We start from the raw sequence: 26,891 nt of genomic DNA on the forward strand, positions 1-26,891 counted from the left end.
AACAGTCCCCTCTCCCCTTTGAGGAGAGGGTTAGGGTGAGGGGTATATCACCTAACGACGTTCCAGAATCTCGAAGCAATAGCTGTGGGAGTTCTGCGCATCCGCATCATGGAATTCGCTGAACACGGACTCCCACTCGTCCGGATCGTAATCCGGGAAATGGGTGTCTCCTTCCACTTCCGCATCAATGTGGGTCAGATACAGCTTCTGCGCTTTTGGCAGGAACTGCTCGTACACACGCCCACCGCCAATCACCATGATCTCTTCGGCGTCACCGCAGGCGGCAATCGCTTCATCAACGGACTTCACCCATTCGACGCGATCGTCAGTGCCCGGCTGGCTACTGATAACGATATTCTTACGGCCCGGTAATGGACGACCAATCGACTCCCAGGTCAGGCGGCCCATCACTACCGGCTTGTTTAACGTAGTACGTTTAAACCATGCGAGATCGGCAGGCAGGTTCCACGGCATGGCATTTTCCATACCGATAACGCGGTCCACCGCCAGCGCTGCAATCAGACTGATCATTGAAAATTTCCCGGATGCAAAAAATTGCCGCCACTATACGGAAAGCTTAATCTTTCGTCGACTGGCGGCAGGGTAAAGATACAGAAATTTTTTATTATTGCTGGCAACTCCACTTCACGCGGAAGGTTTACTCTCGGGCTCGTCAGCCGGATCGCCGGTATGCTTGCCCTCTTCCGTGCCCTGCCAGCCATGACGCTGGATCAGCGACAGGTGATTACGGTCCTCGTTAATGATTTCTGTGAGCATCGCGCTGGTGCGTTTAAACACCGCCGCACGCTCCGTGGCCGTGCTGCCAGCCATCGCCACCATCTCTTCCACCATCCCGGTGTTAAAGCGGCGGAACAGGTCCGCACGTTCGCGCGCTTCATACGCGCCAAGCCCCAGATTTTCCAGCGCCATACGGCCAGACTTCAGCGCACCTTCGAACGTTTCACGCTCCGGTGCCTCTACGCCCGCCTGACGCAGCCGGATGTAATGATCCACATCGCGCGCGCGGGAGATAATGGTCAGCCCCGGGAAATGTTCTTTGACCAGTTCCACCATCTGCATGCTGGTTTCCGGATCGTCAATGGCGTTAATCAACACCTCAGCTTTTGCCGCCCCGGCGGACTCCAGCAGATCGACGCGGGTCGCATCGCCATAAAACACCTTCATATCAAATTTACGCAGGGTGTCGACATGATCGGGGTCGTGATCGAGGATGACCATTTTCACCCCGCTCGACAGCAATAAACGACCCACGATCTGCCCGTAGCGGCCAAATCCGGCGATGATGACGCGCGGCTGCTCCTCGTCGATCTCGTCGGCTTCGCGCTCCTGCTCGCTACCTGATTTTTCCAGACGCGTCAGCACCACCAGCAGCACAGGCGTCGCGGCCATCGACAGCGCAACAGCAAGCGTCAGCGCTTTCGCCCACTCGGGATCGAGCACGTTTGCCATCTGCGCGGCACCAAACACCACAAAGGCAAATTCGCTCCCCTGCCCCAGCAGTACGGCAAACCAGCGACGCTGTTTGTTTGGCACCTTCAATGGACGTGCAATCAGCCACAGCATCACCATTTTAATGACCAGGAAACCGACGAGCAGGATGACGATCCGCAGCGGATGCGTGACCAGCGTGCCGAAGTCGACGGACATCCCCACGCCGATGAAAAAGAGCCCCAGCAGCAGTCCTTTGAACGGTTCGATATCGCTTTCCAGCGCGTGACGGTATTCAGAGCTCGCCAGCAGAACGCCTGCGAGGAATGCCCCCATCGCCATCGACAGCCCGGCTTCCTCCAGCAGCAAACCAAAGCCAAACACCAGGAACAGTGCCACGGCGCTGAACACTTCGCGCAGGCCAGAACGGGCAACAAACCGCAGCAGCGGACGGGTTACGTAACGACCAAGCAGCACCACCAGGGCCAGCGCACCCACCACCTTCAGTGCCGACAGCGCGAAAGCGCCCAGCGTGGTAGACGAGCCGCTTGCGGCCAGCAGCGGGATCATCGCCACCAGCGGAATAGCGGCAATATCCTGGAACAGCAGTACCGAGAACGCGCTGCGTCCCATCTGCGAGACCGTCAGGTTACGCTCGTTCATCGCCTGCATGGCAATCGCCGTCGAGGAGAGCGCCAGCGTCATGCCAATCAGCTCCGCGACCTTCCACTCCATGCCCAGCAGGATGCAGAACCCACCCAGCAGGAGGCCGCAGGCCACCATCTGCAGCGCTCCTCCGCCGAATACCGAGGCGCGAAGCTTCCACAGCCTCTGCGGATCCAGCTCCAGGCCAATCATAAACAGCATCAGCACGACGCCAATCTCAGCGAAATGGAGGATCGCCTCCGCATCCGTCACCAGACGAAAGCCCCACGGCCCGATGACGCAGCCTGCAATCAGGTAGCCAAGAACCGAGCCCAGCCCCAGGCGTACCGCCACCGGCACAATCAGGGCCGCTGCGCCGAGATATATCAGCGCTTGTATCAGCGTATGGCTATCCATGGTGCGTCTCCTGCCACTCAAGTAAGCGTTGTTTGTAGTGGCGAGCCTGGGCCTGCAGCGTTTCATCATCGCAAACAAACGTGCAGTGCATCGCAAAAGGCGGGAGCCAGGTCAGTCCACAGTAAAGTGCCGTCGCCTGCAGCGGCTGCGCCAGCACATCAAACCCCGGGAAAGCGCCAATATCAAAGTGGCTTTCGCCTCCTCCGGTGGTCACCGCCCACATCAGGCTTTTGCCTTTTAGCGCATGGCCGTTGTGGCCGTACGCCCAGCCGTGGGAGAAGACTTTATCAATCCACAGTTTCAGGAGCGGGGGCGTGCTGTACCACTGCATGGGGTGCTGCCAGATGATCAGATCGGCGCGGGAGAGCGCCTTCTGTTCGGCGGCGATATCGATATTAAAATCGGGATAGAGTTCATAGAGGAAACGTATCTCTACGTTATCAAGCGTCCTTACCTGCTCAAGCATCCGCTTATTCGCATGCGAGTGCTGCGGATAAGGGTGCGCATAAATTATCAGAATCATTGATTAGCCTGTTGTTACTGCTTTCTTTTAACAAAAGAGTGTAGTCAGTAATTCAACAGGCTAATAGTGAATATTATTGACGGGCTTACGTCAGAATTCTGAATTAGTTATCCAGCTCGCCCATGGATTTAACCTGGTCGCGGTTAATCTGCTCAGTTTGACCGGTTTCGGCGTTTTTATATGACACCAGACCGGTATCGTCATCCACCTGCGGTTTCCCGTCGGTCACGATAGTTTTGCCATCGGTGGTTTTTACGGCCTGGTTAGAGGAACAGCCCGCCACGGTAAACATTGCAGTGGCACCCAGAACGGAAGCGATCAGTAGTTTATTTTGCATGGTGTTTTCCCCTGCTCTCAGTTGAATTTCGTTATCGACCTAACCATTTTAGGCTAACTGACTGAAAGCGGATGAAAAACCAGAAGGTTCTGAAGATGAGAAAAATGCCCGGCAACTAAACGGCACCGGGCAATTTGTCTTACTTGCTAATCTGCGCGTGCATTTCCTGCACTGAAATCACCTTCTCGGTGGCATCCGCGTTCAGCGCCATGGCCGTCGCGAAACCGCCGTTCAGGGTGGTGTCGTAGTGTACTTTGTACTGCAGCGCGCTGCGGCGGATCAGCTTGGAGTCTTCAATCGCCTGACGACCTGCGGTGGTGTTGATGATGTAGGTGTATTCGCCATTCTTGATACGGTCCTGAATATGCGGACGCCCTTCATGCACCTTGTTCACCAGACGCGGGTTAATACCGGCTTCACCCAGCACAATCGCCGTACCGTGGGTTGCATCCAGCTCGAAGCCCTGTTTCAGCAGCTTGGCGGCCAGGTCAACCACGCGCTCTTTGTCGCCTTCGCGAACGGAGAGCAGCGCACGGCCCGATTTTCTCATGGTGGAGCTACTTCCCAGCTGCGCCTTGGCGAATGCTTCCGCGAAGGTACGGCCCACGCCCATCACTTCCCCGGTAGAGCGCATTTCTGGCCCTAACAGCGGGTCAACGCCCGGGAATTTGTTGAACGGCAGCACCACTTCTTTCACCGAGTAGTACGGCGGGATGATTTCTTTGGTCACGCCCTGCTGTGCCAGCGTCTGGCCAGCCATCACGCGCGCCGCCACTTTCGCCAGTGGAATACCGGTCGCTTTAGAGACGAACGGTACGGTACGCGCCGCACGCGGGTTGACTTCAATCAGGTAGACTTCGTTATCTTTCACCGCGAACTGGACGTTCATCAGGCCGCGAACCTGCAGCTCGAAGGCCAGCTTCTGCACCTGCTGGCGCATCACGTCCTGGATTTCCTGGCTGAGGGTGTACGCTGGCAGAGAACAGGCTGAGTCACCGGAGTGCACGCCTGCCTGCTCGATATGCTCCATAATGCCGCCAATCAGCACCATTTCGCCGTCGCAGATGGCGTCAACGTCCACTTCCACCGCGTCGTCGAGGAAACGGTCGAGCAGCACTGGCGCATCGTTGGAGACGCTCACCGCGGTCTGGAAGTAGCGACGCAGGTCGGCTTCGTCATAAACGATTTCCATCGCGCGGCCGCCCAGCACGTAGGAAGGACGTACTACCAGCGGGTAGCCAATCTCTTTCGCCTTCTCGACAGCCTGTTCGATGGCGGTCACGGTGGCGTTCGCCGGCTGTTTCAGCTTCAGACGGTCAACCGCCTGCTGGAAACGCTCGCGGTCTTCCGCACGGTCAATCGCATCCGGGCTGGTACCGATAACCGGTACGCCCGCCGCTTCCAGCGCGCGCGCCAGCTTCAGCGGAGTCTGGCCGCCATACTGCACGATAACGCCTTTTGGCTTCTCAATGCGTACGATTTCCAGCACATCTTCCAGGGTAACCGGCTCGAAGTAGAGGCGGTCAGAGGTGTCGTAGTCGGTAGAAACCGTTTCCGGGTTACAGTTGACCATGATGGTCTCGTACCCGTCTTCGCGCAGCGCCAGCGAGGCGTGTACGCAGCAATAGTCGAACTCGATGCCCTGGCCGATACGGTTTGGACCACCACCAAGCACCATAATCTTGTCGCGGTCAACGGACGGGTTCGCTTCACACTCGTCTTCATAGGTGGAGTACATGTACGCGGTGTCGGTTGAGAACTCTGCCGCACAGGTGTCCACGCGCTTGTAAACCGGGTGCAGGTCGTACTGGTCACGCAGCTTGCGGATTTCCGCTTCACGCACGCCCGCCAGCTTAGCCAGACGCGCATCGGCAAAGCCTTTACGCTTCAGCATGCGCAGGAAGTCAGCGTCCAGGCCGTTGATGCCCAGCTCTGCCACTTTCTCTTCCAGACGCACCAGCTCTTCAATCTGCACCAGGAACCAGCGGTCGATATTGGTCAGGTTGAACACGCCGTCGACGGACAAGCCCGCACGGAAGGCATCGGCGATGTACCAGATACGCTCTGCGCCCGCGTCCTTCAGCTCGCGACGGATTTTAGTCAGCGCTTCCGGGTCGTCCAGGCTCACTTTCGGGTCAAAGCCGGTCGCGCCCACTTCCAGGCCGCGCAGCGCTTTCTGCAGGGATTCCTGCTGCGTACGGCCAATTGCCATCACTTCACCGACAGATTTCATCTGGGTGGTCAGACGGTCGTTCGCGCCCGCGAATTTCTCGAAGTTAAAGCGAGGGATTTTAGTCACAACGTAGTCGATGGACGGCTCGAAGGACGCTGGCGTGCGGCCTCCGGTAATGTCGTTCATCAGCTCGTCGAGGGTATAACCCACCGCCAGTTTCGCCGCCACCTTCGCAATCGGGAAGCCGGTCGCTTTAGAGGCCAGCGCGGAGGAGCGGGACACGCGCGGGTTCATTTCGATAACAATCAGACGGCCGGTTTTCGGGTTAACGGAGAACTGCACGTTAGAACCGCCGGTTTCCACGCCGATTTCACGCAGTACCGCCATCGAGGCGTTACGCATGATTTGATACTCTTTGTCGGTCAGGGTCTGGGCTGGCGCAACGGTGATGGAGTCACCGGTGTGGATACCCATCGCATCGAAGTTTTCGATGGAGCAGACGATGATGCAGTTGTCGTTTTTATCACGCACCACTTCCATCTCGTACTCTTTCCAGCCAATCAGCGATTCATCAATCAGCAGCTCTTTGGTTGGGGAGAGATCCAGACCGCGTTCGCAAATCTCTTCGAACTCTTCGCGGTTGTAGGCGATACCGCCGCCGGTGCCGCCCATGGTGAACGATGGACGGATGATGCACGGATAGCCCACTTCTGCCGCAACGGCCAACGCTTCTTCCATGTTGTGCGCGATACCGGAACGCGCGGTGTCGAGGCCGATTTTCTTCATCGCCACGTCGAAGCGGCGACGGTCTTCTGCTTTATCAATCGCGTCGGCGGTCGCACCAATCATGGTCACGCCGAACTCGGCCAGCACGCCCTGACGCTCCAGCTCCAGCGCGCAGTTCAGCGCCGTCTGGCCGCCCATGGTCGGCAGCACCGCATCCGGGCGCTCTTTCTCGATGATTTTGCGTACCACTTCCCAGTGAATTGGCTCGATGTAGGTTGCATCGGCCATTTCCGGGTCGGTCATGATGGTGGCCGGGTTAGAGTTCACCAGAATTACGCGGTAACCCTCTTCACGCAGGGCTTTACACGCCTGCGCACCGGAGTAGTCGAATTCGCAGGCCTGGCCGATGACGATCGGGCCAGCGCCAAGGATCAGGATGCTTTTTATGTCTGTACGTTTTGGCATGGTCTTCTCGGCTCCTGATTATTTAGCGGTCTTACGGTATTGCTCGATAAGTTCGATGAAGTGATCGAACAGCGGCGCGGCGTCGTGTGGGCCCGGGCTGGCTTCCGGGTGCCCCTGGAAGCTGAATGCTGGCTTATCGGTGCGATGAATGCCCTGCAGGGTGCCATCGAACAGTGATTTGTGGGTCACGCGCAGGTTAGCCGGCATTGACGCTTCATCGACGGCGAAACCGTGGTTCTGCGCGGTAATCATCACCGTGTTGTTGTCGATGTCTTTCACCGGGTGGTTACCACCGTGGTGGCCGAACTTCATCTTAACGGTGTTCGCACCGCTCGCCAGCGCCAGGAGCTGATGGCCGAGGCAGATGCCGAATACCGGAATGTCGGTTTCCAGGAAGGACTTGATGGCGGCGATGGCGTAATCGCACGGCGCCGGGTCGCCAGGACCGTTAGAGAGGAAAATACCGTCCGGATTCATCTTCAGCACGTCTTCGGCAGACGTTTGTGCCGGAACCACCGTCAGGCGGCAGCCGCGGTCAACCAGCATGCGCAGGATGTTGCGCTTGGCGCCGAAATCGTAAGCCACTACGTGGAACGGCAGCTCGCTCTCTTTTTTCGCTTCCGGCAGGTCGCCTTCAAGCGTCCAGCTCCCCTGCGTCCAGCTGTAGGCTTCGGTGGTCGTCACTTCTTTCGCCAGGTCCATGCCGTTCAGGCCCGGGAAGGCTTTCGCTTTTTCCAGCGCCAGCGCCGCATCGAGGTTATCACCCGCGATGATGCAGCCGTTTTGTGCACCCTTCTCGCGCAGCAGACGCGTTAACTTACGGGTATCGATATCGGCAATCGCCACGATGTTATGGCGCTTCAGGTAAGAAGAGAGGTCTTCGGTGTTGCGGAAGTTGCTGGCAATCAGCGGCAGGTCGCGAATGACCAGGCCTTGCGCATGTACCTGAGAAGATTCTTCGTCAGCCGCATTGGTGCCGACATTGCCGATATGAGGATAAGTAAGAGTAACGATTTGGCGAGAATAGGAAGGATCAGTGAGGATTTCTTGATAACCGGTCATTGAAGTATTGAAAACGACTTCCCCAACCGCCGAACCCGTTGCCCCTATGGCCCGACCGATAAACTGGGTTCCGTCTTCCAGAACCAATAGCGCTGACTTAATCAAAACACCCTCCGAAGAATATTCACTCACTTTATTTGCATATTAATTCATAACCGCGTCATGAATCAATGCAAATGTGTTGCCAGCGGATTTTTGGCAAACGGCGGCATTCTGGGGATTTGGTGGATAAAAGTCAACTTAAAACGGATATTTTGTTTAGTCTTTTGCGAGCCTGGCGGGCTGGGAGTGACTTAAGCGGTAAAAAGATCAGGTAAATCACTGTAGAAATCGCTTGCGTGCGAAGTTTAATGCAAAAGAACAGGTCGCAACGCATAAAAGTGGACCATTTGGTCAAAATTTACATTTTGGCAACGCAAAAAGAAGAGAAAAGGCAAACTTTCAAGGAAAACAATATAAAACAGAGATGAAATAGACAAAATAAAAGGGCAATAAAATATTGCCCTATGCAATCAAACAATTACGACTGCAATAACCACATCACGATGGGTAATAAAGCTTACAAATTGTTGAGATCGAGCACATCTCGCATATCAAAAAGACCATCTTTCTTATCTTTTAACCATAGTGCTGAGCGAACGGCCCCGTTGGCAAACGTCATCCGGCTGGAAGCTTTATGTGTAATCTCCACACGCTCGCCAATATCGGCGAACATCGCGGTATGTTCGCCGACGATGTCGCCCGCACGAACCGTTGCGAAACCAATTGTGCCCGGCACGCGTTCGCCGGTGTGACCTTCGCGGGTATAGACCGCGCAGTCTTTTAAATCTTTATCAAGTGCATGAGCAATCGCTTCGCCCATCGCCAGCGCCGTGCCTGATGGTGCGTCGACTTTGTAGCGGTGATGCGCTTCAACGATCTCAATATCGGTGTAGTCGCCCATCACCTTCGCCGCTTTCTCCAGCAGCTTGAGCATGACGTTTACGCCGACGCTAAAGTTTGCCGCAAAGACAATCGCGATGGCTTTTGATGCGTCCTGAATAGCCTGCTTACCCGCATCGTCAAAACCGGTAGTGCCGATGACCATTCCCTTGCCGTGCTGGCGGCAAAACGCCAGATGCGTCAGCGTCCCTTCCGGGCGGGTAAAATCGATGAATACATCGAAGTCATCTTTAACCGCGTCAAGGCTGCTCTGAACGGTAACGCCCGTCTTTCCCGCGCCCGCCAGCTCACCAGCGTCGGCACCAAGCAGTGAGGAGCCTTCACGCTCCAGCGCCGCGCCCAGCGCCACACCATCCATCTGTAGCGCCGCCTGAATCAGCTGACGGCCCATACGTCCACCCGCGCCCGCAATAGCGACACGGATCTGTGCATCATGCATAGTTATTCTCTTACGTTAAAATGATGTAAACCGTTTTCAGATTAACCAGCCTTCGCGGAGGCTGCCAACTGAAAACACCAATAATTAGAATTTAACGTGAAACCGACTTAAATATCAGTAAAAGACATGATTTTGTCGTCACGATAATGTACGGGGCAAAAAAAAGGCCAGCACATGAGATGCTGGCCTTTCAATAGATAAGGGGTTATTCCACTTCGCGGGCGTCGATACGCAGCTCTTTCGGCACTTCGAAGACAATGTTCTCTTCCCGTCCTTCCAGCGGAACCGCTTCGCCACCGCCCAGCTCCTGCAGACGAGCAATCACGTTCTGCACCAGGATATCCGGTGCGGAAGCCCCTGCGGTAACGCCAACGCAGGCCGCATTTTTCACCCACGCTTCCTGAATGTCCGTTGCATCGTCAATCAGAAACGCCGCTTTCCCCATACGCTGCGCCAGTTCGGCCAGACGGTTGGAGTTAGAGGAGTTTTTGGAGCCGACCACCAGCACCACATCCGCCTGTTCAGCCAGCGCGCGCACCGCTTCCTGACGGTTAGTGGTGGCGTAGCAGATGTCATCCTTACGCGGCCCGACGATTTTCGGGAAGCGCTGGCGCAGGGCGTCAATCACGTCTGAGGTATCGTCAACGGAGAGCGTCGTCTGGGTCATAAATGACAGACGGGCTTCGTTTTTCACATTCAGCGTAAAGACATCTTCCGGCGATTCGACAAGGTACATGCCCCCTTCCGGGTTGCTATACTGGCCCATGGTGCCTTCGACTTCCGGATGACCGGCGTGGCCAATAAGAATCGACTCTTCACCGCGACGGCTGGCGCGCGCCACTTCCATATGCACTTTTGTCACTAATGGACAGGTGGCATCGAATACGGTCAGATCGCGGCTTTTCGCCTCGTTGCGTACCGCCTGTGAGACGCCGTGCGCGGAGAAGATCAGGATCGCACCGTCCGGCACTTCGCTTATCTGCTCAATAAAGATAGCCCCGCGCTCGCGCAGGCTGTCGACCACGTAGCGGTTATGCACCACTTCGTGGCGCACGTAAATCGGCGCGCCGTAAATCTCCAGCGCGTTTTCAACAATGCTGATAGCGCGGTCTACACCGGCGCAGAAGCCGCGCGGGTTAGCCAACAGGATCTGCATTTCAGGCCTCCAGTGCCGGATCGATCTCCAGCACTTCTACATCAAAATGAACGGTACGCCCGGCAAGCGGATGGTTGAAGTCAACGGTAATAGAGTCGCCGTTGATTTCGCGGATCACGCCAGGCATTTCGCTGCCGTCCATAGCGGTAAAGAGCATGATCGCCCCGATCTCCGGTTCACCCGCGTCCATGAACTCACGGCGCGAGAAATACTGGATCAGGTCCGGACTCGGCACGCCAAATGCCGCATCCGGCTCCAGCGAAAAGGCTTTTTTCTCACCCTCTTTCAGGCCCAGAAGCTGCTGCTCAAGACCCTCAGACAGCGACGTATCGCCAAGACGGAACAGGGCCGGTTTGCCATTGTTGCGGGTGGATTCGGCGGTGGAGCCGTCATCCAGCTTCAGCGTGAAGTGAACGAGAACCGCGCTGTTGCTCTGTACGGATTTAGACATGCACATTGCTCTTTAATGTTGTGCCGGATGGCGCAGCGCGTCACCCGGCATTGACAATTACGCCTGCTCTTTCGCGGCTGGTTTCGGCAAAAAGCCTTCCAGCACGATTAACGCCGCACCGATGCAAATTGCGCTGTCGGCGAGGTTAAAGGTCGCGAAGTGCCAGTCGCCGACATAGAAGTCGATCATATCGACCACAAAGCCGTGCCACAGGCGGTCAAACAGGTTGCCCAGCGCGCCGCCAATGATCAGCGCGTAGGCGATGTTATTCAGCTTTTGCGTCGCCTTCGAGCGGTACATCAGCACAGCCAATACCACGCAGATACCGATGGCGATACCCGCAAAGAACCAGCGCTGCCAGCCACCGCTGTCGGCAAGGAAACTGAACGCCGCGCCGTAGTTACGGGCGTAGTGCAGGTTAAGCGACGGGAACAGCGAAACCGTCTCCCCCAGAGCGAAATTCTGGAGGATCAGGAACTTGCTGCCCAGATCGATAATCAGCACCACTACCACCAGCCACAGCCAGCGCAGTCCTGTTGAACAGAGAGTTTTACTCATCAGGCAAACTTACGTTTTTCGCCGTCACCGGCGACGTTGCTTACACAGCGTCCGCAGATGTCTGCGTGTTCCGCCACCTGGCCGATATCGGTGGTGTAATGCCAGCAGCGCGGGCATTTCTCACCGTCGGCTTTGCTCAGCGCGACTTTCAGGCCTTTGAGCAATTCGCTCTGCTGAGCATCAGCAGAAGCCTCGGCATAATCCGCAACTTTCGCACCGGAGGTCAACAGGACAAATCGCAATTCATCACCCAGCGCGGTCAGCTTCGCCGCCAGCTCCGGTTCGGCGTACAGAGTCACTGCCGCTTCCAGAGAGCCGCCGACTTTCTTATCCGCACGCGCCTGCTCGATAACCTTGTTCACTTCGCCGCGCACTTTCAGCAGCTCGTCCCAGAAGGCATCGTTCATTGCTTCAGTGCTGGAGAGATCGAACAGACCTTCGTACCACTCGCCGGTGAAGACATACTTCTCGCGGTCGCCCGGCAGATAGCCCCAGATTTCATCCGCGGTGAAGGACATGATCGGCGCCATCCAGCGTACCAGCGCTTCTGCGATGTGGAACAGCGCGGTCTGGCAGCTACGACGCGCCACGCTTTCCGCTTTCGCGGTGTACTGGCGGTCTTTAATGATGTCGAGGTAGAACGAACCCATCTCAATGGAGCAGAAGCGCATCAGGCGCTGCACCACTTCGTGGAAGTCGTAAGACTCATAGGCTTTCAGGATATCGTCCTGCGCCGCTTTCGCGCAGCCTACCGCCCAGCGGTCCAGCACCACCATCTCTTCCGGCTTCACCATGTCTTTTACCGGATCGAACCCGTTCAGGTTCGCCAGCAGGAAGCGCGCGGTGTTACGGATACGACGATAGCTGTCGGCAGCACGCTTCAGGATCTCGTCAGACACCGCCATTTCGCCGGTGTAGTCGGTTGAGGCCACCCACAGACGCAGAATGTCTGCGCCCAGCTTGTTCATCACGTCCTGCGGAGAAACGGTGTTACCGATGGACTTGGACATCTTACGGCCCTGTCCATCCACGGTGAAGCCGTGGGTCAGTACCTGACGGTAAGGTGCTTTGCCTTTCATGGCGGTGGAGATCATCAGCGATGACATGAACCAGCCGCGGTGTTGGTCGGAACCTTCCAGATACATGTCGGCAGCGTGACCGGCAAACTCAGGACGCACGTCAACCACGGAGGCGTGAGTAGACCCGGAGTCGAACCACACGTCCAGGGTATCAGGCACTTTCTCGTAGTTGTCCGCGTCCGCGCCCAGGATGTCGCGGGCGTCGAGATCCCACCACGCCTGAATGCCGTCAACTTCGACGCGCTTCGCCACTTCTTCCATCAGTTCCAAGGTGTTCGGATGCAGTTCCTGCGTCTCTTTATGCACAAACAGCGACATCGGCACGCCCCAGGTACGCTGACGGGAGATACACCAGTCTGGACGGTTAGCCACCATGGATTCGATACGCGCCTGGCCCCAGTCAGGGATCCACTGCACGCCTTTGATCTCGGAGAGAGACTGCGCGCGCAGGCCTTTCTGATCCATGCTGACGAACCACTGCGGAGTCGCACGGAAGATGATAGGGGTCTTGTGACGCCAGCAGCACGGATAGCTGTGCTGCATTTTCTCAACGTGCAGCAGCGCGCCGCTGGTGCGCAGCATGTCAACGATGATGTCGTTGGCTTTAAACACGTTGATGCCGTCCAGCGCCGGGTAGGTGCCAGGCAGGTAAGAACCGTCCGGACCAACCGGGTTGGCGATTTCCAGACCGTACTTCAGGCTGATGTTGTAGTCGTCCGGACCGTGGCCACCGGCGGTATGCACCGCACCGGTACCCGCTTCCAGCGTCACGTGGTCGCCCAGGATCGCCGGAACATCGAAGTCCAGGAACGGGTGTTTAAAGCGCATCAGCTCCAGCGCGTCACCTTTTACGGTGCCCAGCACGGTGTAATCGGTGATATGCGCGCGTTTCAGCACGCTCTCAACCAAATCTTTCGCCAGGATAACCGCGCGGCCATCAATCTGCACCAGCGCGTACTCAAACTCACCGGACAGGGAGATCGCACGGTTCGCTGGCAGGGTCCACGGGGTGGTGGTCCAGATCACCAGAGCGATCGGGCCGCTTACGCCAGGCAGACCGAATTTAGCTTTGATCGCATCCTGATCGACCGCTTCGAAAGCAACGTCGATAGAAGGCGAGGTTTTGTCGTAATACTCCACTTCCGCTTCTGCCAGTGCAGAACGGCAGTCCACGCACCAGTGCACCGGCTTAGCGCCTTTGTGCAGATGGCCGTTACCGATGATTTTGCCCAGCGCACGGATGATGTTAGCTTCAGTTTTGAAGTCCATGGTCAGGTACGGGTGCGACCAGTCGCCCAGCACGCCCAGACGGATGAAGTCAGCGCGCTGACCGTCAACCTGGGTAGCTGCGTATTCGCGGCATTTCGCGCGGAACTCGGCGGCGGTGAACTTCTCACCCGGCTTGCCGAACTCTTGCTCCACCTTCAGTTCGATCGGCAGACCGTGGCAGTCCCAGCCCGGAACGTAAGGGGAGTCGTATCCCGCGAGCCCTTTGGACTTCACGATAATGTCTTTCAGAATCTTGTTAACCGAGTGACCAATATGAATGCTGCCATTCGCATATGGAGGGCCATCATGCAGAATGAAGGATTTTTTGCCTTTTTTGGCTGCACGAATGATGCCGTACAGGTCATCATCGGTCCAACGCGCCAGCATTCCCGGTTCGCGCTTGGCGAGATCGCCGCGCATCGGGAACCCTGTTTCCGGCAAATTCAGGGTTGATTTATAGTCACTCATCAGATTCTCGGTTCCGTATTTATCACGTAGGCAGTTAAGCCGGTTCTAAAGCCCAAAAAACTCGCGGGCCGTCAATTCATCTCGCGCGATTTGCGCTTTAAGTTCGTCCAGCGAGGCAAATCGCTGCTCGTTGCGTATTTTTTTACGCAGTATCACATCTATATGGCGACCATAAAGGTCCATTACAACGTCCAGCAGGTGCACTTCTAACTGTTGACGCACACCGGCAACGGTAGGACGTGTGCCAATATTGGCAACACCGTAAAACGGCTGTTCGCCCAGTCCTGCCACTTCCACCGCATAGACCCCTTTAACCGGGGAAACCTGACGACGCAGCGGTATATTCGCCGTCGGGAAACCTATCGTGCGGCCCAGCGCATCGCCATGGACCACGCGACCAGAGATAGTGAACGGGTGGCCCAGCAAGTTTTCTGCCGTCTCCAGTTCATCATTGGCCAGCGCCTGCCGTACTGCCGTGCTGCTGACGCGCACGCCGCCTTCACAGAAGGTCATCGCGCTGGTGACGTCAAAGCCATACTCCAGACCAGCCTTCTGTAATAGCAAGAAATCGCCCTGACGACCAGCGCCAAAGCGGAAATCATCCCCCACGGCGAGAAATTGTACGCCAAGACGCTTAACCAGCAGGTCGCTGACGAAATTTTGTGCTGTCAGTGCGGCAAAGCGGCGATCGAAACGCACGCACAACACGTAGTCCACGCCGGACTCAGCCAGGTAGCGCAACTTCTCGCGCAGGCGAGTGAGGCGAGCGGGAGACTTATCACCCGCGAACAGCTCCAGCGGCTGTGGCTCGAAAATCATCACCACAACGGGCAGGCCACGGGCCTCCCCTTCTTTACGCAATCCCTGCAACAGCGCCTGATGACCACGATGCACGCCGTCGAAATTACCAATAGTCAGCACGCACCCATGTGGCGCTCTGCTGAGATTATGTATGCCGCGTATCAGCTTCATGTCTGGCTCAAAACAGTGAAAATCGCCAAAGTATACCTTGTACAGCGGTTAAGGTTAACCGGCGATTGTTCGCGCAAAACAGAAAGCCGTAATGATTTCATCAGGCTGACCTTTCACAGCGAAAAAATCTGCCCGTGAACTGCGATTTTTATGCCGAAAGGCTGTATTCACGAAAGACAAGCTGGTAGAATCCTGCGCCATCACTACGTAACGTAGCGTCGCTAATTAACGGCGCTTATTTGCACAAATCCATTGACAAAAGAAGGCAAAGAGGGCATATTCCTCGGCCTTTGAATTGTCCACATAGAACATATTTGGGAGTTGGACTTGGCTAATATCAAATCAGCTAAGAAACGTGCCGTTCAGTCTGAAAAGGCTCGTAAGCACAACGCAAGCCGTCGCTCTATGATGCGTACTTTCATCAAGAAAGTATACGCAGCAATCGAAGCTGGCGACAAAGCTGCAGCGCAGAACGCATTTAACGAAATGCAACCAATCGTGGATCGTCAGGCTGCTAAAGGTCTGATCCACAAAAACAAAGCAGCGCGTCATAAAGCAAACCTGACCGCGCAGATCAACAAACTGGCTTAATCGCTACTTGTTGTTGCTTGTTTAAAGAACCCGCTTAACGCGGGTTTTTTTATGTCTTCAGAATGCCGGTGGCGTAAACAGCGCCGAGTAGTCACGGTTGCAGATTCGCTGCACAGCCGGGTGCTGAATCATCCTTTCTGCAAATATGGCGTGATACTCCTCCATCACGTTATCTACCCTGCCAATCTCCGTAATCTTGTCGTCTGAATAGAGATCGTGCGCGTACAGCGTTGGCGCAACGAAGATTGCATTATGCGCTTCGCCAAAGGCCTTCATCAGCGCCGCATCGTCGAACTCGCCAAGGATCTCGACGTTCAACCCCTGTGAGTTAAACCAGTTCAGCAGCTTGCGTCCGAGCATGGAACGCCTGCCCGGCACCAGCAGACGACGCTCTTCCAGGCAGGCCGGAAAAGGTTTCTCCGGCGGCGGATTGATGCACCAGAAGCTGACGCCGCATTCGCCAATCTTCACCGAGAACAGCCCCTCCTGCTGCGTGGAATCTATAGGGCAATCAGAGATAATCATGTCCAGCTTGTGCTGGCTCAGCTGCTCCAGCAGCATTTCGTGGGTGGATTCAAAGCAGCGCAGGTGGATTTGTTCGTCTTCCACCACCGCCGCATCCAGCACGCCGCTCACCAGCCGTTTGGACAGCGCATCCGCCACGCCCACGTCAAAAAGCAGGTTCGACTCTTTGCGGTAGTTGACGATGTCCAGCATCTCCTGGCTGAGGGTGAACATTTTGTCCGCATAGCGGAAAACCAGTTCCCCCAGCTCGCTCGGCTCAATTCCACGCCCTTTACGCTTGAACAGCTTGCCCTGCAGCCGTTCTTCCAGCGCCTTGATTTGCCCGGTGATGGTTTGCGGCGTCAGGTAAAGCGCCTCTGCCGCACCCACGACCGAGCCCTGCTTATAAACGTGCCAGAAGTAGTAAAGATGGTTGTAATTCAAATGAGACATCGCGTGTTCTCTCCCTGAGTGTGTATCGGGAGAAGGAGCCCCTCCTCCCGGTTTCCGTTATGCCTGGACAGCCTGTCCGGACAATTTCACCTTCAACAAGGTATAACCAATTACTGCGGCCAGTAATGACCCGATGAGAATGCCGAGCTTAGCCCAGACGATGAGCTCAGGCGCGTTTGCGCCAAACGCCAGGGTCGAGATAAAGATCGACATGGTAAATCCAATACCGCACAACACGCCGACGGCCATAATCTGACCAAAGGTTGTGCCGTTCGGCAACGACGCCAGCTTAAGCTTCAGCGCCAGCCAGCAGAACAGGCTGATCCCCAGCGGCTTACCGATAAACAGCCCGGCAATAATGCCCAGCGGCAGCACAGAGGTCAGTCCGTCAAACGTCACGCCGCCCAGCGAAACGCCCGCGTTGGCAAAGGCAAACAGCGGCAGGATCATAAAAGCGACCCACGGGTGCAACACATGTTCCAGCTGTTTCGCAGGTGATTTACCCTCCTGCGGCTTAAGCGGCACGAAGAAGCCGACAATCACCCCGGCCAGCGTGGCGTGCACGCCGGATTTCAGTACCGCCGTCCACAGCACCATCCCCACCAGGATATAAATGCCGATGCGACGGACGTTGAAGATGTTCAGCAGCGCCAGCACCGCAATCGCCCCGGCGGCTACGCTCAGTGACAGGATCGACAGATCGCTGGTGTAGAACAGCGCAATAATCACGATCGCACCCAGGTCATCAATGATCGCCAGCGCCATCAGGAAGATTTTCAGCGCAACCGGCACGCGGCTGCCGAGCAAAGCTAAGACACCAAGCGCAAACGCGATATCCGTCGCGGCCGGGATAGCCCACCCGCCACGCGCAACAGGATCCTGCCAGGTAAATGCGAGGAAGAGCAGCGCCGGAACGACCATCCCTCCAATGGCGGCAATCACCGGGAACGCCGCGCGCTGACGGCTGGCAAGCGATCCGAGCACCAGCTCACGCTTAACCTCCAGCCCTACCAGCAGGAAGAACACCGCCATCAGCGCATCGTTGATCCACAGCAGCATGTTCTTGTTGATTTCCAGCGCCCCGACCTTGAGCTCAACGGGCGTTTCCAGAAATGCGTGATAGAGATCGCGCGTCATGCCCAGGTTAGCCAGCACCATTGCGGCCGCCGCGGCAATAATCAGGATCACGCCACCGGACGCCTCACTGCTAAAGAAACGGTGTAGTAATTTCATTTAAGTTCTCTCTTTTACAACAATACCTCGATAAAACCATAATACCAAGCCAAATAACTCGGCAAAAACAGATTAATATTGAGTATAGACTCAGTTTAACCGAGCTATATGCGCAAATAAAAAAGCCCGGAATCGCTTCCGGGCTTTTTGAAGATAGATATCAGCTAACGAATTAGCGGGTCAAATCATCGAAGAATTTTTTGACGCCATCGAAGAAGCTTTTGGAACGCGGGCTGTTTTTCTCACCCGTTGGGCCACCAAAGCTTTCCTGCAGCTCTTTCAGCAGCTGTTTTTGCTTGTCGTTCAGGCCAACCGGCGTTTCCACGACGACGCGGCACAGCAGGTCGCCCTGCGCGCCACCACGAACGGATTTCACGCCTTTGCCACGCATGCGGAACAGCTTGCCGGTCTGGGTTTCACCAGGGATTTTCAGATTGACGCGACCGTCCAGCGTCGGTACTTCGATTTCACCGCCGAGTGCCGCCATCGCGAAGTTGATTGGCACTTCGCAGTACAGGTTATTACCTTCACGCTCGAAAATAGCGTGCTGTTTCACCTGAACCTGAACGTACAGATCGCCTGCCGGTGCGCCGTGCTCGCCGGCTTCGCCCTCACCTGCCAGACGGATGCGGTCGCCCGTATCAACGCCAGCCGGGATTTTAACGGACAGGGTCTTGGTTTTCTCAACGCGACCATGACCGTGGCATTTGGTGCACGGATCTTTAATCAGCGTACCGCGACCGTGACAGTGCGGACAGGCCTGCTGTACCGCGAAGAAGCCCTGACGCATCTGCACCTGGCCGGAGCCGTGACAGGTTGGACAGGTCTGTGGCTGAGTACCCGCTTTCGCGCCGCTGCCGTGGCAAACGTCACACTCTTCCAGCGTTGGAATGCGGATCTCTTTGGTAACGCCGCGAACGGCCTCTTCCAGGGTCAGTTCCATGTTGTAGCGCAGGTCTGCGCCGCGCGCCGCGCGCTGACGACCACGGCCACCGCCAAAGATATCGCCGAACACATCGCCAAAGATGTCGCTGAAATCAGCGCCGCCGCCAAAGCCGCCGCCACCGAATCCACCGCCGCCCATGCCGCCCTGTTCAAAGGCTGCGTGACCGTACTGGTCATAGGCCGCACGTTTTTGTGCATCGGTCAGGACTTCGTAGGCTTCTTTGATCTCTTTAAATTTGGCTTCAGCCTCTTTGTCACCCTGATTACGGTCCGGGTGGAATTTCATGGCCAGGCGCTTATACGCCTTTTTGATTTCACGCTCTTCCGCAGTTTTCGGAACGCCTAAAATCTCGTAATAGTCTTGCTTTGCCATTGTTTTTTTTAAGCCCCTTAACATGCGAGCACGGGCGTGGAGAGTTCTCCTACGCCCGTGCTGATTAATTACCCTGCATCAGGGCGATTATTTTTTGTCTTTAACTTCTTCGAACTCTGCGTCGACAACGTCGTCGTCTTTCGCGTTGTTCGCAGAAGCGTCAGCGCCCGCCTGCTGCTGTGCGTGCTGCTGCTGAGCGATTTCCATCAGCTTCTGGGAAGCCTGTGCCAGCTCCTGCATCTTCGCTTCGATGTCCGCTTTGTCTTCACCTTTCAGTGAGGATTCCAGCGCGCTCAGTGCAGCTTCGATAGCAGTCTTGTCTTCTGCTGGCAGTTTATCGCCTGCTTCTTCAACCTGCTTACGGGTGCTGTGCAGCAGATGGTCACCCTGGTTACGGGTCTGAACCAGCTCTTCGAACTTACGGTCGGATTCCGCGTTAGCTTCGGCATCGCGAACCATTTTTTCGATTTCCGCTTCGTTCAGGCCAGAAGATGCCTTGATGGTGATCTTCTGCTCTTTACCGCTGTTTTTGTCTTTCGCAGACACGTGCAGGATACCGTCAGCATCGATGTCGAAGGTGACTTCGATCTGCGGCATGCCGCGCGGTGCCGGGTTGATACCGTCCAGGTTGAACTGACCCAGAGATTTGTTATCCGCCGCACGCTTACGCTCACCCTGAATCACATGGATGGTTACCGCAGACTGGTTGTCTTCAGCGGTAGAGAACACCTGGCTGTGTTTCGTTGGGATGGTGGTGTTTTTGTTGATGAGCGCAGTCATCACACCGCCCATGGTTTCGATACCCAGAGACAGCGGGGTAACGTCCAGCAGCAGTACGTCTTTAACTTCACCGGTCAGTACGCCACCCTGAACCGCAGCACCGATTGCGACCGCTTCGTCCGGGTTAACGTCTTTACGTGGTTCTTTACCAAAGAATTCAGCCACTTTCTTCTGAACCATTGGCATACGGGTCTGACCACCCACCAGGATAACGTCCTGGATGTCAGATACGGACAGGCCAGCATCCTGCAGAGCAACTTTCAGCGGCTCGATGGAACGGTTCACCAGGTCTTCTACCAGGCTTTCCAGTTTCGCACGGGTCACTTTGATGTTCATGTGTTTAGGACCGGTCGCGTCTGCGGTGATGTACGGCAGGTTCACGTCGGTCTGCTGAGCGGAAGACAGTTCGATCTTCGCTTTCTCAGCGGCTTCTTTCAGGCGCTGCATCGCCAGCGGGTCGTTACGCAGGTCAATGCCCTGATCTTTCTTGAACTCGTCAACGAGGTAGTTGATCAGACGGGTATCGAAGTCTTCACCACCCAGGTGGGTATCACCGTTGGTTGCCAGAACTTCGAAGGTTTTTTCGCCGTCAACTTCGTCGATTTCGATAATAGAGATATCGAAGGTACCACCACCCAGGTCGTAAACCGCGATAGTACGGTTGCCGACTTCTTTATCCAGACCGTAAGCCAGCGCCGCTGCGGTTGGTTCGTTGATGATACGTTTGACTTCCAGACCTGCGATACGGCCAGCATCTTTAGTCGCCTGACGCTGAGCATCGTTGAAGTAGGCAGGTACGGTAATAACAGCTTCAGTTACCGGCTCACCCAGGTAATCTTCAGCCGTTTTCTTCATTTTCTTCAGCACTTCAGCAGAGATCTGCGGTGGTGCAGTTTTGGTGCCTTTCACATCAAGCCACGCATCGCCGTTATCTGCCGCGATGATTTTGTAAGGCATGATAGAAACGTCACGCTGAACTTCTTCGTCCTGGAAGCGGCGACCAATCAGGCGTTTAATCGCAAACAGGGTGTTTTGCGGGTTTGTCACTGCCTGACGTTTAGCCGGCTGACCAACCAGAGTTTCACCATCCTGGGTATAAGCAATGATAGAAGGCGTGGTGCGATCGCCCTCGGCGTTCTCCAGCACACGAGCAGTCGTGCCATCCATAATCGCTACACAAGAGTTGGTAGTACCCAGGTCGATACCAATAATTTTACCCATCTAAACGTCTCCACTAAAAATTCAGTCAACATGTGGTTGTGTACCTGTAATAAGGGCAGAACGTGCTTTTTCAACTGCCCAGATTTGATTTTTTTCAGGTCCACACACTGCGGTTGACTACAAGATGGGGTCGCGACGGCATCCATCAAGGGGGAGCGATAAAAAAAATTTTAATTTCACCCTGATGAGATCATAGACGGCATCGATTGCGCCCATTATGATGCCGCGCCCCGTCAGGGAGTATTGACGCGGGTTTAACCATTTCACCATATTAATGATGATTTTTTTGAGGACTTATGGGCAACACTAAGTTGGCTAATCCGGCTCCGCTGGGCCTGATGGGTTTTGGCATGACCACCATCCTGCTGAACCTGCACAACATCGGGATGTTCCCGATGGATGGCATTATCCTGGCGATGGGCATTTTTTACGGCGGTATCGCGCAAATCTTCGCGGGCCTGCTGGAATATAAGAAAGGCAACACCTTCGGCTTAACCGCCTTCACCTCTTACGGCTCGTTCTGGCTGACCCTGGTCGCCATTCTGGTGATGCCTAAAATGGGTCTGGCAGACGCGGCAAACGCCCATTTCCTGGGCGTGTACCTGGGTCTGTGGGGCGTGTTCACCCTGTTCATGTTCTTCGGTACCCTGAAAGGTAACCGCGCGCTGCAGTTCGTCTTCCTGAGCCTGACCGTGCTGTTCGCCCTGCTGGCGATTGGCCACCTGGCGGATAACGAAGGCATCGTTCACGTAGCAGGCTGGATTGGCCTGGTGTGCGGCGCAAGCGCTATCTACCTGGCAATGGGCGAAGTGCTGAACGAGCAGTTTGACCGCACCATTTTACCTATTGGTGAAAAACACTGATCCCTCTGTCGTGCCCGCCTCTCGGGCACGACATTCCCCCGCCTGACGAAGCCACAATCCTAATACCAGCCCCATCAGCGAAAGTGCGAGTACATACCAGGCTGGCGCCAACGGCGACACGCCCATCAGCACGGTAACCGCAATCGGCGTCAGCCCGCCGAAAATGGCATACGAGACGTTGTAAGAGAACGAGATCCCGGTGAAACGCACTTCCGGCGGGAAGGAACGCACCATTACGTACGGCACAGCGCCGACGACGCCCACGCAAAGACCTACCACACCGTACAACAGGAACAGCTGTTCAGGATGGCTGCCCGCCAGGTGGTAAAATGCCCAGCTTGATCCCGCCAGCAGCAGGCTTCCGACAATAAAGGTCAGGCTGGCACCAAAGCGATCCGCCGCCAGCCCGGCGGCCAGACAGCCAAAGCAGAGCATGATTGTCGCGATACTGTTTGCCTGTAAGGTCACGGCAGGGGTGAAACCGTACTGCTTCTGCAGCCACACCGGCGACATCAAAATCACCACCACAATGCCCGCGGAAAGCAGCCAGGTGAGCAGCATCGACACCACCACCGCTTTTTTATGACGCACCGCGACGGCTTTGACCGGCAGCTCCTGCGCCAGCGCCTTGCGCTGCTGCATTTCGAGGAAAATCGGCGTCTCCTGCAGCCAGCGGCGCAGGTACATTGCCACCAGACCAAACGCCCCGCCCAGCAGGAACGGAAGTCGCCAGCCCCAGTCGTGCACGGCCTGCTGCGTCATGCTGGTGTTGACTATCGTCGCCACCACCGACCCCAACAGGATCCCGACGGTCAACCCCGCCGTTAAGGTTCCGCAGGCAATGCCGATGCGGCGCGCCGGAACATGCTCCGCGACAAACACCCACGCGCCCGGCACTTCACCGCCAATCGCCGCGCCCTGAAGGACGCGCATCAGCAACAGCAGTAACGGAGCAAGAATGCCCATCGAGGCATAGGTAGGGAGCAGACCGATGGCCAGCGTCGGCACGGCCATCAGCAGGATGCTGAGGGTAAACATCTTCTTACGCCCGACCAGATCGCCAAAGTGCGCCATCACAATGCCGCCAAGCGGACGCGCCAGATACCCGGCGGCAAAAATGCCGAAGGTTTGCACCTGACGCAGCCATTCCGGGATATCGGCCGGGAAGAAGAGTTCTCCCACCACAGCGGCGAAGAAGACGAAGATGATGAAGTCGTAAAACTCCAGCGCGCCGCCCAGCGCGGCGAGCGTAAGGGTTTTGTAGTCCTGTCGATTCAGAGGTCGGGTGTTATGTGACATAGCGAACCATTATGCGTGTGTTGTGGATTTATTTTTACAGTAATCGTAAAGAAAAAATTACTATACCGTAAAAGCTTTACCACGCTATCGCCGCTTCAGCTAATGTCACATATTTGTTAATTTCAGGAGATTGTATCGCGGCGTGCGTTTTTCGGACGAAAAGCTGCTACCACTTTCTCATCGGTTTCCACATACGGACCGTCAAGCAGCTGTATACAATACGGTACACTGGCGAAGATGCCGTGCACAATGACGCTGCCGTCTTCCCCCTTCAGCCCTTCCAGCGTCTCTTTGATCGACTTCGGCTGGCCCGGCAGGTTCAGAATCAGCGCCTGTTTGCGAATCACCCCCACCTGGCGGGAGAGAATGGCCGTCGGGACAAAGTGTAGACTGATCTGGCGCATCTGTTCACCAAAGCCCGGCATTTCGCGGTCGGCAACCGCCAGCGTCGCGTCCGGCGTCACGTCGCGACGCGCGGGGCCGGTTCCGCCCGTTGTCAGCACAAGGTGACAACTCATCTCATCCACCAGCTCACACAGGGTCTGCTCAATGATCGGCTGCTCGTCCGGGATCAGGCGAGTCTGGATCTCAAACGGAGTAGTGAGCGCGCTGCTCAGCCACTCTTCCAGGGCGGGGATGCCTTTATCCTGATAGACACCGCTGGAGGCGCGGTCAGAAATCGACACTAAGCCGATGCGTAAGGTATTCATATCCATTCCATTCAAAAAGTACTGATTAATGGGAATGATACACGCAGAGAGGAAATTCAGACAGAGGCAGGGGAAGACGCGTGACCGGGAGCCCGGTCACGCGGAATGATTACAGCAGGTCGCCGATCATTTTTTCCAGTTTTTCCTGGTCGATTGCAAACTTACGGATACCGTCCGCCAGTTTGTCTACAGCCATTGGATCCTGGTTGTGCTGCCACAGGAACTCGGATTCAGTGATGCGCTCCGGGCGCGCTTTCACTTCGCCGGTGTAAGACAGTTTACGCTCGATAGCACCTTCGCTTTCCGCCAGCTCTTTCAGCAGCGCAGGGGCGATGGTCAGGCGGTCACAGCCAGCCAGCTCGATGATTTCACCGACGTTACGGAAGCTTGCGCCCATAACCACGGTCTCATAGCCATGCTGTTTGTAGTATTCGTAGATTTCAGTCACGGAAATCACGCCGGGATCTTCAGACGCAGCGTACTCTTTCTTGTCGGTGTTGGCTTTGTACCAGTCCAGAATACGGCCCACGAACGGAGAAATCAGGTACACGCCGGCTTCTGCACATGCGCGCGCCTGCGCGAAGGAGAACAGCAGGGTCAGGTTACAGTTGATGCCTTCTTTTTCCAGCTGCTCAGCGGCACGAATGCCCTGCCAGGTTGAAGCCAGTTTGATCAGGATACGGTCGTTGCTGATGCCCGCATCGTTGTACATTTTGATCAGACGTTTCGCTTTGGCGATTGACGCTTCGGTGTCGTAGGAGAGACGTGCATCCACTTCGGTAGAGATACGGCCAGGAACCAGCTTCAGGATTTCCAGACCGATGTTCACTGCCAGCTTGTCGGTAGCATCCACAACCTGCTGTGCGCGGTCATTGCTCTGCGCTTTCGCCCAGGTCACTGCGTCGTCAATCAGTTTGCGATACTCAGGGATCTGTGCGGCGTTAAGGATCAGAGAAGGGTTAGTTGTGGCATCCTGCGGCTGGTACAGCTTCATTGCCGCGATATCTCCGGTGTCAGCTACGACAGTGGTGAACTGACGAAGGGAGGTCAATTTATCCGTCATGATAGTGTTTCTCTTTTAACGTGCCCTGGATAATTCACGCTACCGACAGCATGCCTGCAGCGGAAAAATGACAGGTTTACTTGTTAGGGGGATGTAACCGGTCTGCCCTGATGATAACACGACGGAGGGGTAGCGCAACCGCAGACAGTGCGCTTAGGCAGAGTATGATAAACTCAGAGTATTAACAGGCTGCTAAGCAACAGCATGCCCAATCAGTGGTAGCGCTTACATATTCACGTTGGCATCAACAAGAGGGACGTTAATGCCTGATTTCTTTTTCTTTATTAACGAAGTCCTCTGGGGTTCAATAATGATCTACCTGCTTATGGGAGCAGGTATCTGGTTTACGCTACGCAGTGGGTTTATCCAGTTTCGCTATATTCGCAAGTTTGGCAGAAGTCTGAAAAACAGCGTCACGCCGCAACCGGGCGGATTAACGTCGTTTCAGGCGCTCTGTACCAGCCTGGCGGCGCGCCTCGGCAGCGGAAACCTGGCGGGCGTTGCGCTGGCCATTAGCGCTGGCGGGCCTGGTGCGGTGTTCTGGATGTGGGTGACGGCAATTCTCGGGATGGCCACCTCTTTTGCCGAAAGTTCGCTGGCGCAACTCTACAAAGAGAAAGACAGAAACGGACAGTTTCGCGGCGGCCCGGCCTGGTATATGGCCCGTGGCTTAGGGATGCGCTGGATGGGCGTGCTGTTCTCGCTTTTTTTACTGATCGCATACGGTCTTATTTTTAATACCGTGCAGTCAAACTCGGTCGCCCATGCCCTCCGCTATGCCTTCTCCTGCCCGGAATGGCTCACCGGCAGCGTTTTAGCCCTCGTTGTTCTGCTCACCATTTCTATCGGCCTTAAAGGCATTGCCCGCCTGATGCAGTGGCTGGTTCCTATTATGGCGCTGCTCTGGGTGACCGCGAGTCTGGTCGTCGCTGCACTGAATGTTGATCAGGTTCCGGACGTCATTGCAACCATCTTTAAAAGCGCCTTTGGCTGGCGTGAAGTGGCGTCAGGCGCACTGGGCTATACCCTGAGCCAGGCACTGATGGCGGGTTTTCAACGAGGCATGTTCTCCAATGAAGCCGGAATGGGGTCCACTCCCAACGCGGCAGCTACCGCCGCGTCCTGGCCACCGCACCCTGCTGCACAGGGTATCGTGCAGATGATCGGCGTGTTTATGGATACCGTTATTATCTGTTCGGCCAGCGCCATGATCCTCCTGCTGGCCGGTCCTGTAGCGCATGAGTCGGATATCGACGGAATACAGCTTCTCCAGCAGGCGCTGGTGAACCTGACCGGCGGCTGGGGCTCGGGATTTGTCTCGCTCATTCTGATGCTGTTCGCCTTCAGCTCGATTGTGGTGAATTACCTGTACGCCGAAAACAACCTCACATTTCTGAGAGTCGACTCTCGTCCTGTCATCATCTTGCTTCGCCTGGGCGTGATCCTGATGGTGCTTGCGGGTGCCCTTCTCACCATGCCGCTGGTCTGGCAGCTGGCAGATGTCATTATGGCGTTCATGGCCATCACTAACCTGACGGCGATCCTGCTGCTCTCGCCCGTAGTGACCCTTATTGCCAGGGATTACCTTCGCCAGCGCAAGCTCGGCGTACAGCCGGTATTTGATGCCGCACGCTATCCCGAAATTGCGTCTCAGCTTGCCCCCGGCACCTGGGATGATTTGCCCCGGCAATAACAGCTATCGATCAATTCAGGGCGATTTTTTGT

Annotated in this window: 22 protein-coding genes and 1 pseudogene; 3 read left to right on the forward strand and 20 right to left on the reverse strand. The window is 55.9% G+C overall.

Annotation, left to right across the window (positions count from 1 at the left end; translation table 11 throughout):
- Positions 1–51: 51 nt before the first annotated feature.
- The 13 genes and pseudogenes from folA to D5066_RS23105 all read right to left on the reverse strand — a co-directional run bounded on the left by folA (position 52) and on the right by D5066_RS23105 (position 15,357).
- Positions 52–531: a type 3 dihydrofolate reductase gene (gene folA, locus D5066_RS11985; RefSeq protein WP_006173915.1), complete on the reverse strand. Its 480-nt coding sequence runs from the start codon at positions 529–531 to the stop codon at positions 52–54.
- Between the two features lie 114 nt (positions 532–645).
- The gene (gene kefC, locus D5066_RS11995) at positions 646–2,511 is read right to left on the reverse strand and encodes a glutathione-regulated potassium-efflux system protein KefC (protein ID WP_119916066.1); all 1,866 of its coding nucleotides are present in this window, start codon (positions 2,509–2,511) and stop codon (positions 646–648) included.
- Positions 2,504–3,034, reverse strand: coding sequence for a glutathione-regulated potassium-efflux system oxidoreductase KefF (gene kefF, locus D5066_RS12000; protein ID WP_119916067.1), 531 nt, complete (start codon positions 3,032–3,034; stop codon positions 2,504–2,506). Before kefF ends, kefC begins: the two co-directional genes overlap by 8 nt.
- A 103-nt stretch (positions 3,035–3,137) precedes the next feature.
- On the reverse strand, positions 3,138–3,371 hold the full coding sequence (locus tag D5066_RS12005; RefSeq protein WP_119916068.1) for a YgdI/YgdR family lipoprotein: 234 nt from the start codon (positions 3,369–3,371) through the stop codon (positions 3,138–3,140).
- Between the two features lie 139 nt (positions 3,372–3,510).
- Positions 3,511–6,735, reverse strand: coding sequence for a carbamoyl-phosphate synthase large subunit (carB, locus tag D5066_RS12010; protein WP_008502028.1), 3,225 nt, complete (start codon positions 6,733–6,735; stop codon positions 3,511–3,513).
- A gap of 18 nt (positions 6,736–6,753) precedes the next feature.
- The gene (gene carA / locus D5066_RS12015) at positions 6,754–7,902 is read right to left on the reverse strand and encodes a glutamine-hydrolyzing carbamoyl-phosphate synthase small subunit (protein WP_080329004.1); all 1,149 of its coding nucleotides are present in this window, start codon (positions 7,900–7,902) and stop codon (positions 6,754–6,756) included.
- Positions 7,903–8,356: 454 nt separating this feature from the next.
- Complete coding sequence (dapB, locus tag D5066_RS12020; protein WP_080329003.1) at positions 8,357–9,178, reverse strand: 4-hydroxy-tetrahydrodipicolinate reductase; 822 nt, start codon at positions 9,176–9,178, stop codon at positions 8,357–8,359.
- Between the two features lie 205 nt (positions 9,179–9,383).
- A complete protein-coding gene (ispH, locus tag D5066_RS12025) occupies positions 9,384–10,334 on the reverse strand; it encodes a 4-hydroxy-3-methylbut-2-enyl diphosphate reductase (protein ID WP_022647010.1) in 951 nt (316 codons plus the stop codon).
- A 1-nt stretch (position 10,335) separates the two neighbouring features.
- Positions 10,336–10,785, reverse strand: a complete 450-nt coding sequence (gene fkpB / locus D5066_RS12030; protein WP_003856450.1) for an FKBP-type peptidyl-prolyl cis-trans isomerase — start codon at positions 10,783–10,785, stop codon at positions 10,336–10,338.
- 57 nt (positions 10,786–10,842) lie between these two features.
- Positions 10,843–11,343, reverse strand: coding sequence for a signal peptidase II (lspA, locus tag D5066_RS12035; protein WP_080329002.1), 501 nt, complete (start codon positions 11,341–11,343; stop codon positions 10,843–10,845).
- Positions 11,343–14,159: an isoleucine--tRNA ligase gene (gene ileS, locus D5066_RS12040; RefSeq protein ID WP_119916069.1), complete on the reverse strand. Its 2,817-nt coding sequence runs from the start codon at positions 14,157–14,159 to the stop codon at positions 11,343–11,345. The genes lspA and ileS overlap by 1 nt, the downstream gene beginning before the upstream one ends.
- A 45-nt stretch (positions 14,160–14,204) precedes the next feature.
- Positions 14,205–15,131 (reverse strand): bifunctional riboflavin kinase/FAD synthetase, encoded by a 927-nt coding sequence (gene ribF / locus D5066_RS12045; protein ID WP_119916070.1) that lies wholly within the window; start codon positions 15,129–15,131, stop codon positions 14,205–14,207.
- A 7-nt stretch (positions 15,132–15,138) separates the two neighbouring features.
- Positions 15,139–15,357 (reverse strand): annotated as a pseudogene (locus D5066_RS23105) (DUF2575 domain-containing protein).
- Between the two features lie 101 nt (positions 15,358–15,458).
- On the opposite strand from D5066_RS23105, the gene rpsT reads away from it, so the two are divergent.
- Positions 15,459–15,722 carry a 30S ribosomal protein S20 gene (rpsT, locus tag D5066_RS12055; protein ID WP_003856458.1) on the forward strand — a complete coding sequence of 88 codons (264 nt, stop codon included), beginning with the start codon at positions 15,459–15,461 and terminating at the stop codon, positions 15,720–15,722.
- A gap of 57 nt (positions 15,723–15,779) precedes the next feature.
- Here the strand turns inward: rpsT and nhaR are convergent, their stop codons facing one another.
- The 4 genes from nhaR to dnaK all read right to left on the reverse strand — a co-directional run bounded on the left by nhaR (position 15,780) and on the right by dnaK (position 21,231).
- Entirely contained in the window at positions 15,780–16,679 is a 900-nt protein-coding gene (nhaR, locus tag D5066_RS12060) for a transcriptional activator NhaR (RefSeq protein WP_080328999.1), read from the reverse strand.
- A gap of 57 nt (positions 16,680–16,736) precedes the next feature.
- Positions 16,737–17,912, reverse strand: a complete 1,176-nt coding sequence (gene nhaA, locus D5066_RS12065) for a Na+/H+ antiporter NhaA (protein WP_119916071.1) — start codon at positions 17,910–17,912, stop codon at positions 16,737–16,739.
- Positions 17,913–18,084: 172 nt separating this feature from the next.
- Positions 18,085–19,230, reverse strand: a complete 1,146-nt coding sequence (dnaJ, locus tag D5066_RS12070) for a molecular chaperone DnaJ (protein WP_014830600.1) — start codon at positions 19,228–19,230, stop codon at positions 18,085–18,087.
- An 87-nt stretch (positions 19,231–19,317) separates the two neighbouring features.
- Complete coding sequence (dnaK, locus tag D5066_RS12075; RefSeq protein WP_023310346.1) at positions 19,318–21,231, reverse strand: molecular chaperone DnaK; 1,914 nt, start codon at positions 21,229–21,231, stop codon at positions 19,318–19,320.
- A 296-nt stretch (positions 21,232–21,527) separates the two neighbouring features.
- Here dnaK and satP point away from each other — a divergent pair, with 296 nt between their 5' ends.
- Entirely contained in the window at positions 21,528–22,094 is a 567-nt protein-coding gene (gene satP, locus D5066_RS12080; RefSeq protein ID WP_080328997.1) for an acetate uptake transporter, read from the forward strand.
- On the opposite strand, the gene D5066_RS12085 is transcribed toward satP, so the two are convergent.
- From D5066_RS12085 to tal, 3 genes are all read right to left on the reverse strand, one after another.
- On the reverse strand, positions 22,071–23,393 hold the full coding sequence (locus tag D5066_RS12085; protein ID WP_119916072.1) for an MFS transporter: 1,323 nt from the start codon (positions 23,391–23,393) through the stop codon (positions 22,071–22,073). The genes satP and D5066_RS12085 overlap by 24 nt on opposite strands.
- 122 nt (positions 23,394–23,515) lie before the next feature.
- The gene (gene mog, locus D5066_RS12090; protein ID WP_119916073.1) at positions 23,516–24,103 is read right to left on the reverse strand and encodes a molybdopterin adenylyltransferase; all 588 of its coding nucleotides are present in this window, start codon (positions 24,101–24,103) and stop codon (positions 23,516–23,518) included.
- Between the two features lie 109 nt (positions 24,104–24,212).
- Positions 24,213–25,166, reverse strand: a complete 954-nt coding sequence (tal, locus tag D5066_RS12095; RefSeq protein ID WP_080328994.1) for a transaldolase — start codon at positions 25,164–25,166, stop codon at positions 24,213–24,215.
- A 262-nt stretch (positions 25,167–25,428) separates the two neighbouring features.
- Here tal and D5066_RS12100 point away from each other — a divergent pair, with 262 nt between their 5' ends.
- Positions 25,429–26,859, forward strand: a complete 1,431-nt coding sequence (locus D5066_RS12100) for an alanine/glycine:cation symporter family protein (protein WP_119916074.1) — start codon at positions 25,429–25,431, stop codon at positions 26,857–26,859.
- Positions 26,860–26,891: the final 32 nt, after the last annotated feature.

The sequence above is a fragment of the Enterobacter chuandaensis genome, assembly GCF_003594915.1.
GTDB classification, from domain to species: domain Bacteria; phylum Pseudomonadota; class Gammaproteobacteria; order Enterobacterales; family Enterobacteriaceae; genus Enterobacter; species Enterobacter chuandaensis.

Excerpts from the sequence above, each read along its gene's own strand:
- ileS (WP_119916069.1), bottom strand. The coding sequence starts at position 14,159 with ATGAGTGACTATAAATCAACCCTGAATTTGCCGGAAACAGGGTTCCCG.
- lspA (WP_080329002.1), bottom strand. The coding sequence starts at position 11,343 with ATGAGTAAAACTCTCTGTTCAACAGGACTGCGCTGGCTGTGGCTGGTG.
- dnaJ (WP_014830600.1), bottom strand. The coding sequence starts at position 19,230 with ATGGCAAAGCAAGACTATTACGAGATTTTAGGCGTTCCGAAAACTGCG.
- dapB (WP_080329003.1), bottom strand. The coding sequence starts at position 9,178 with ATGCATGATGCACAGATCCGTGTCGCTATTGCGGGCGCGGGTGGACGT.
- satP (WP_080328997.1), top strand. The coding sequence starts at position 21,528 with ATGGGCAACACTAAGTTGGCTAATCCGGCTCCGCTGGGCCTGATGGGT.
- ispH (WP_022647010.1), bottom strand. The coding sequence starts at position 10,334 with ATGCAGATCCTGTTGGCTAACCCGCGCGGCTTCTGCGCCGGTGTAGAC.
- fkpB (WP_003856450.1), bottom strand. The coding sequence starts at position 10,785 with ATGTCTAAATCCGTACAGAGCAACAGCGCGGTTCTCGTTCACTTCACG.
- carB (WP_008502028.1), bottom strand. The coding sequence starts at position 6,735 with ATGCCAAAACGTACAGACATAAAAAGCATCCTGATCCTTGGCGCTGGC.
- D5066_RS12085 (WP_119916072.1), bottom strand. The coding sequence starts at position 23,393 with ATGTCACATAACACCCGACCTCTGAATCGACAGGACTACAAAACCCTT.
- dnaK (WP_023310346.1), bottom strand. The coding sequence starts at position 21,231 with ATGGGTAAAATTATTGGTATCGACCTGGGTACTACCAACTCTTGTGTA.
- kefC (WP_119916066.1), bottom strand. The coding sequence starts at position 2,511 with ATGGATAGCCATACGCTGATACAAGCGCTGATATATCTCGGCGCAGCG.
- D5066_RS12005 (WP_119916068.1), bottom strand. The coding sequence starts at position 3,371 with ATGCAAAATAAACTACTGATCGCTTCCGTTCTGGGTGCCACTGCAATG.
- ribF (WP_119916070.1), bottom strand. The coding sequence starts at position 15,131 with ATGAAGCTGATACGCGGCATACATAATCTCAGCAGAGCGCCACATGGG.
- mog (WP_119916073.1), bottom strand. The coding sequence starts at position 24,103 with ATGAATACCTTACGCATCGGCTTAGTGTCGATTTCTGACCGCGCCTCC.
- D5066_RS12100 (WP_119916074.1), top strand. The coding sequence starts at position 25,429 with ATGCCTGATTTCTTTTTCTTTATTAACGAAGTCCTCTGGGGTTCAATA.
- tal (WP_080328994.1), bottom strand. The coding sequence starts at position 25,166 with ATGACGGATAAATTGACCTCCCTTCGTCAGTTCACCACTGTCGTAGCT.
- folA (WP_006173915.1), bottom strand. The coding sequence starts at position 531 with ATGATCAGTCTGATTGCAGCGCTGGCGGTGGACCGCGTTATCGGTATG.
- nhaR (WP_080328999.1), bottom strand. The coding sequence starts at position 16,679 with ATGTCTCATTTGAATTACAACCATCTTTACTACTTCTGGCACGTTTAT.
- nhaA (WP_119916071.1), bottom strand. The coding sequence starts at position 17,912 with ATGAAATTACTACACCGTTTCTTTAGCAGTGAGGCGTCCGGTGGCGTG.
- kefF (WP_119916067.1), bottom strand. The coding sequence starts at position 3,034 with ATGATTCTGATAATTTATGCGCACCCTTATCCGCAGCACTCGCATGCG.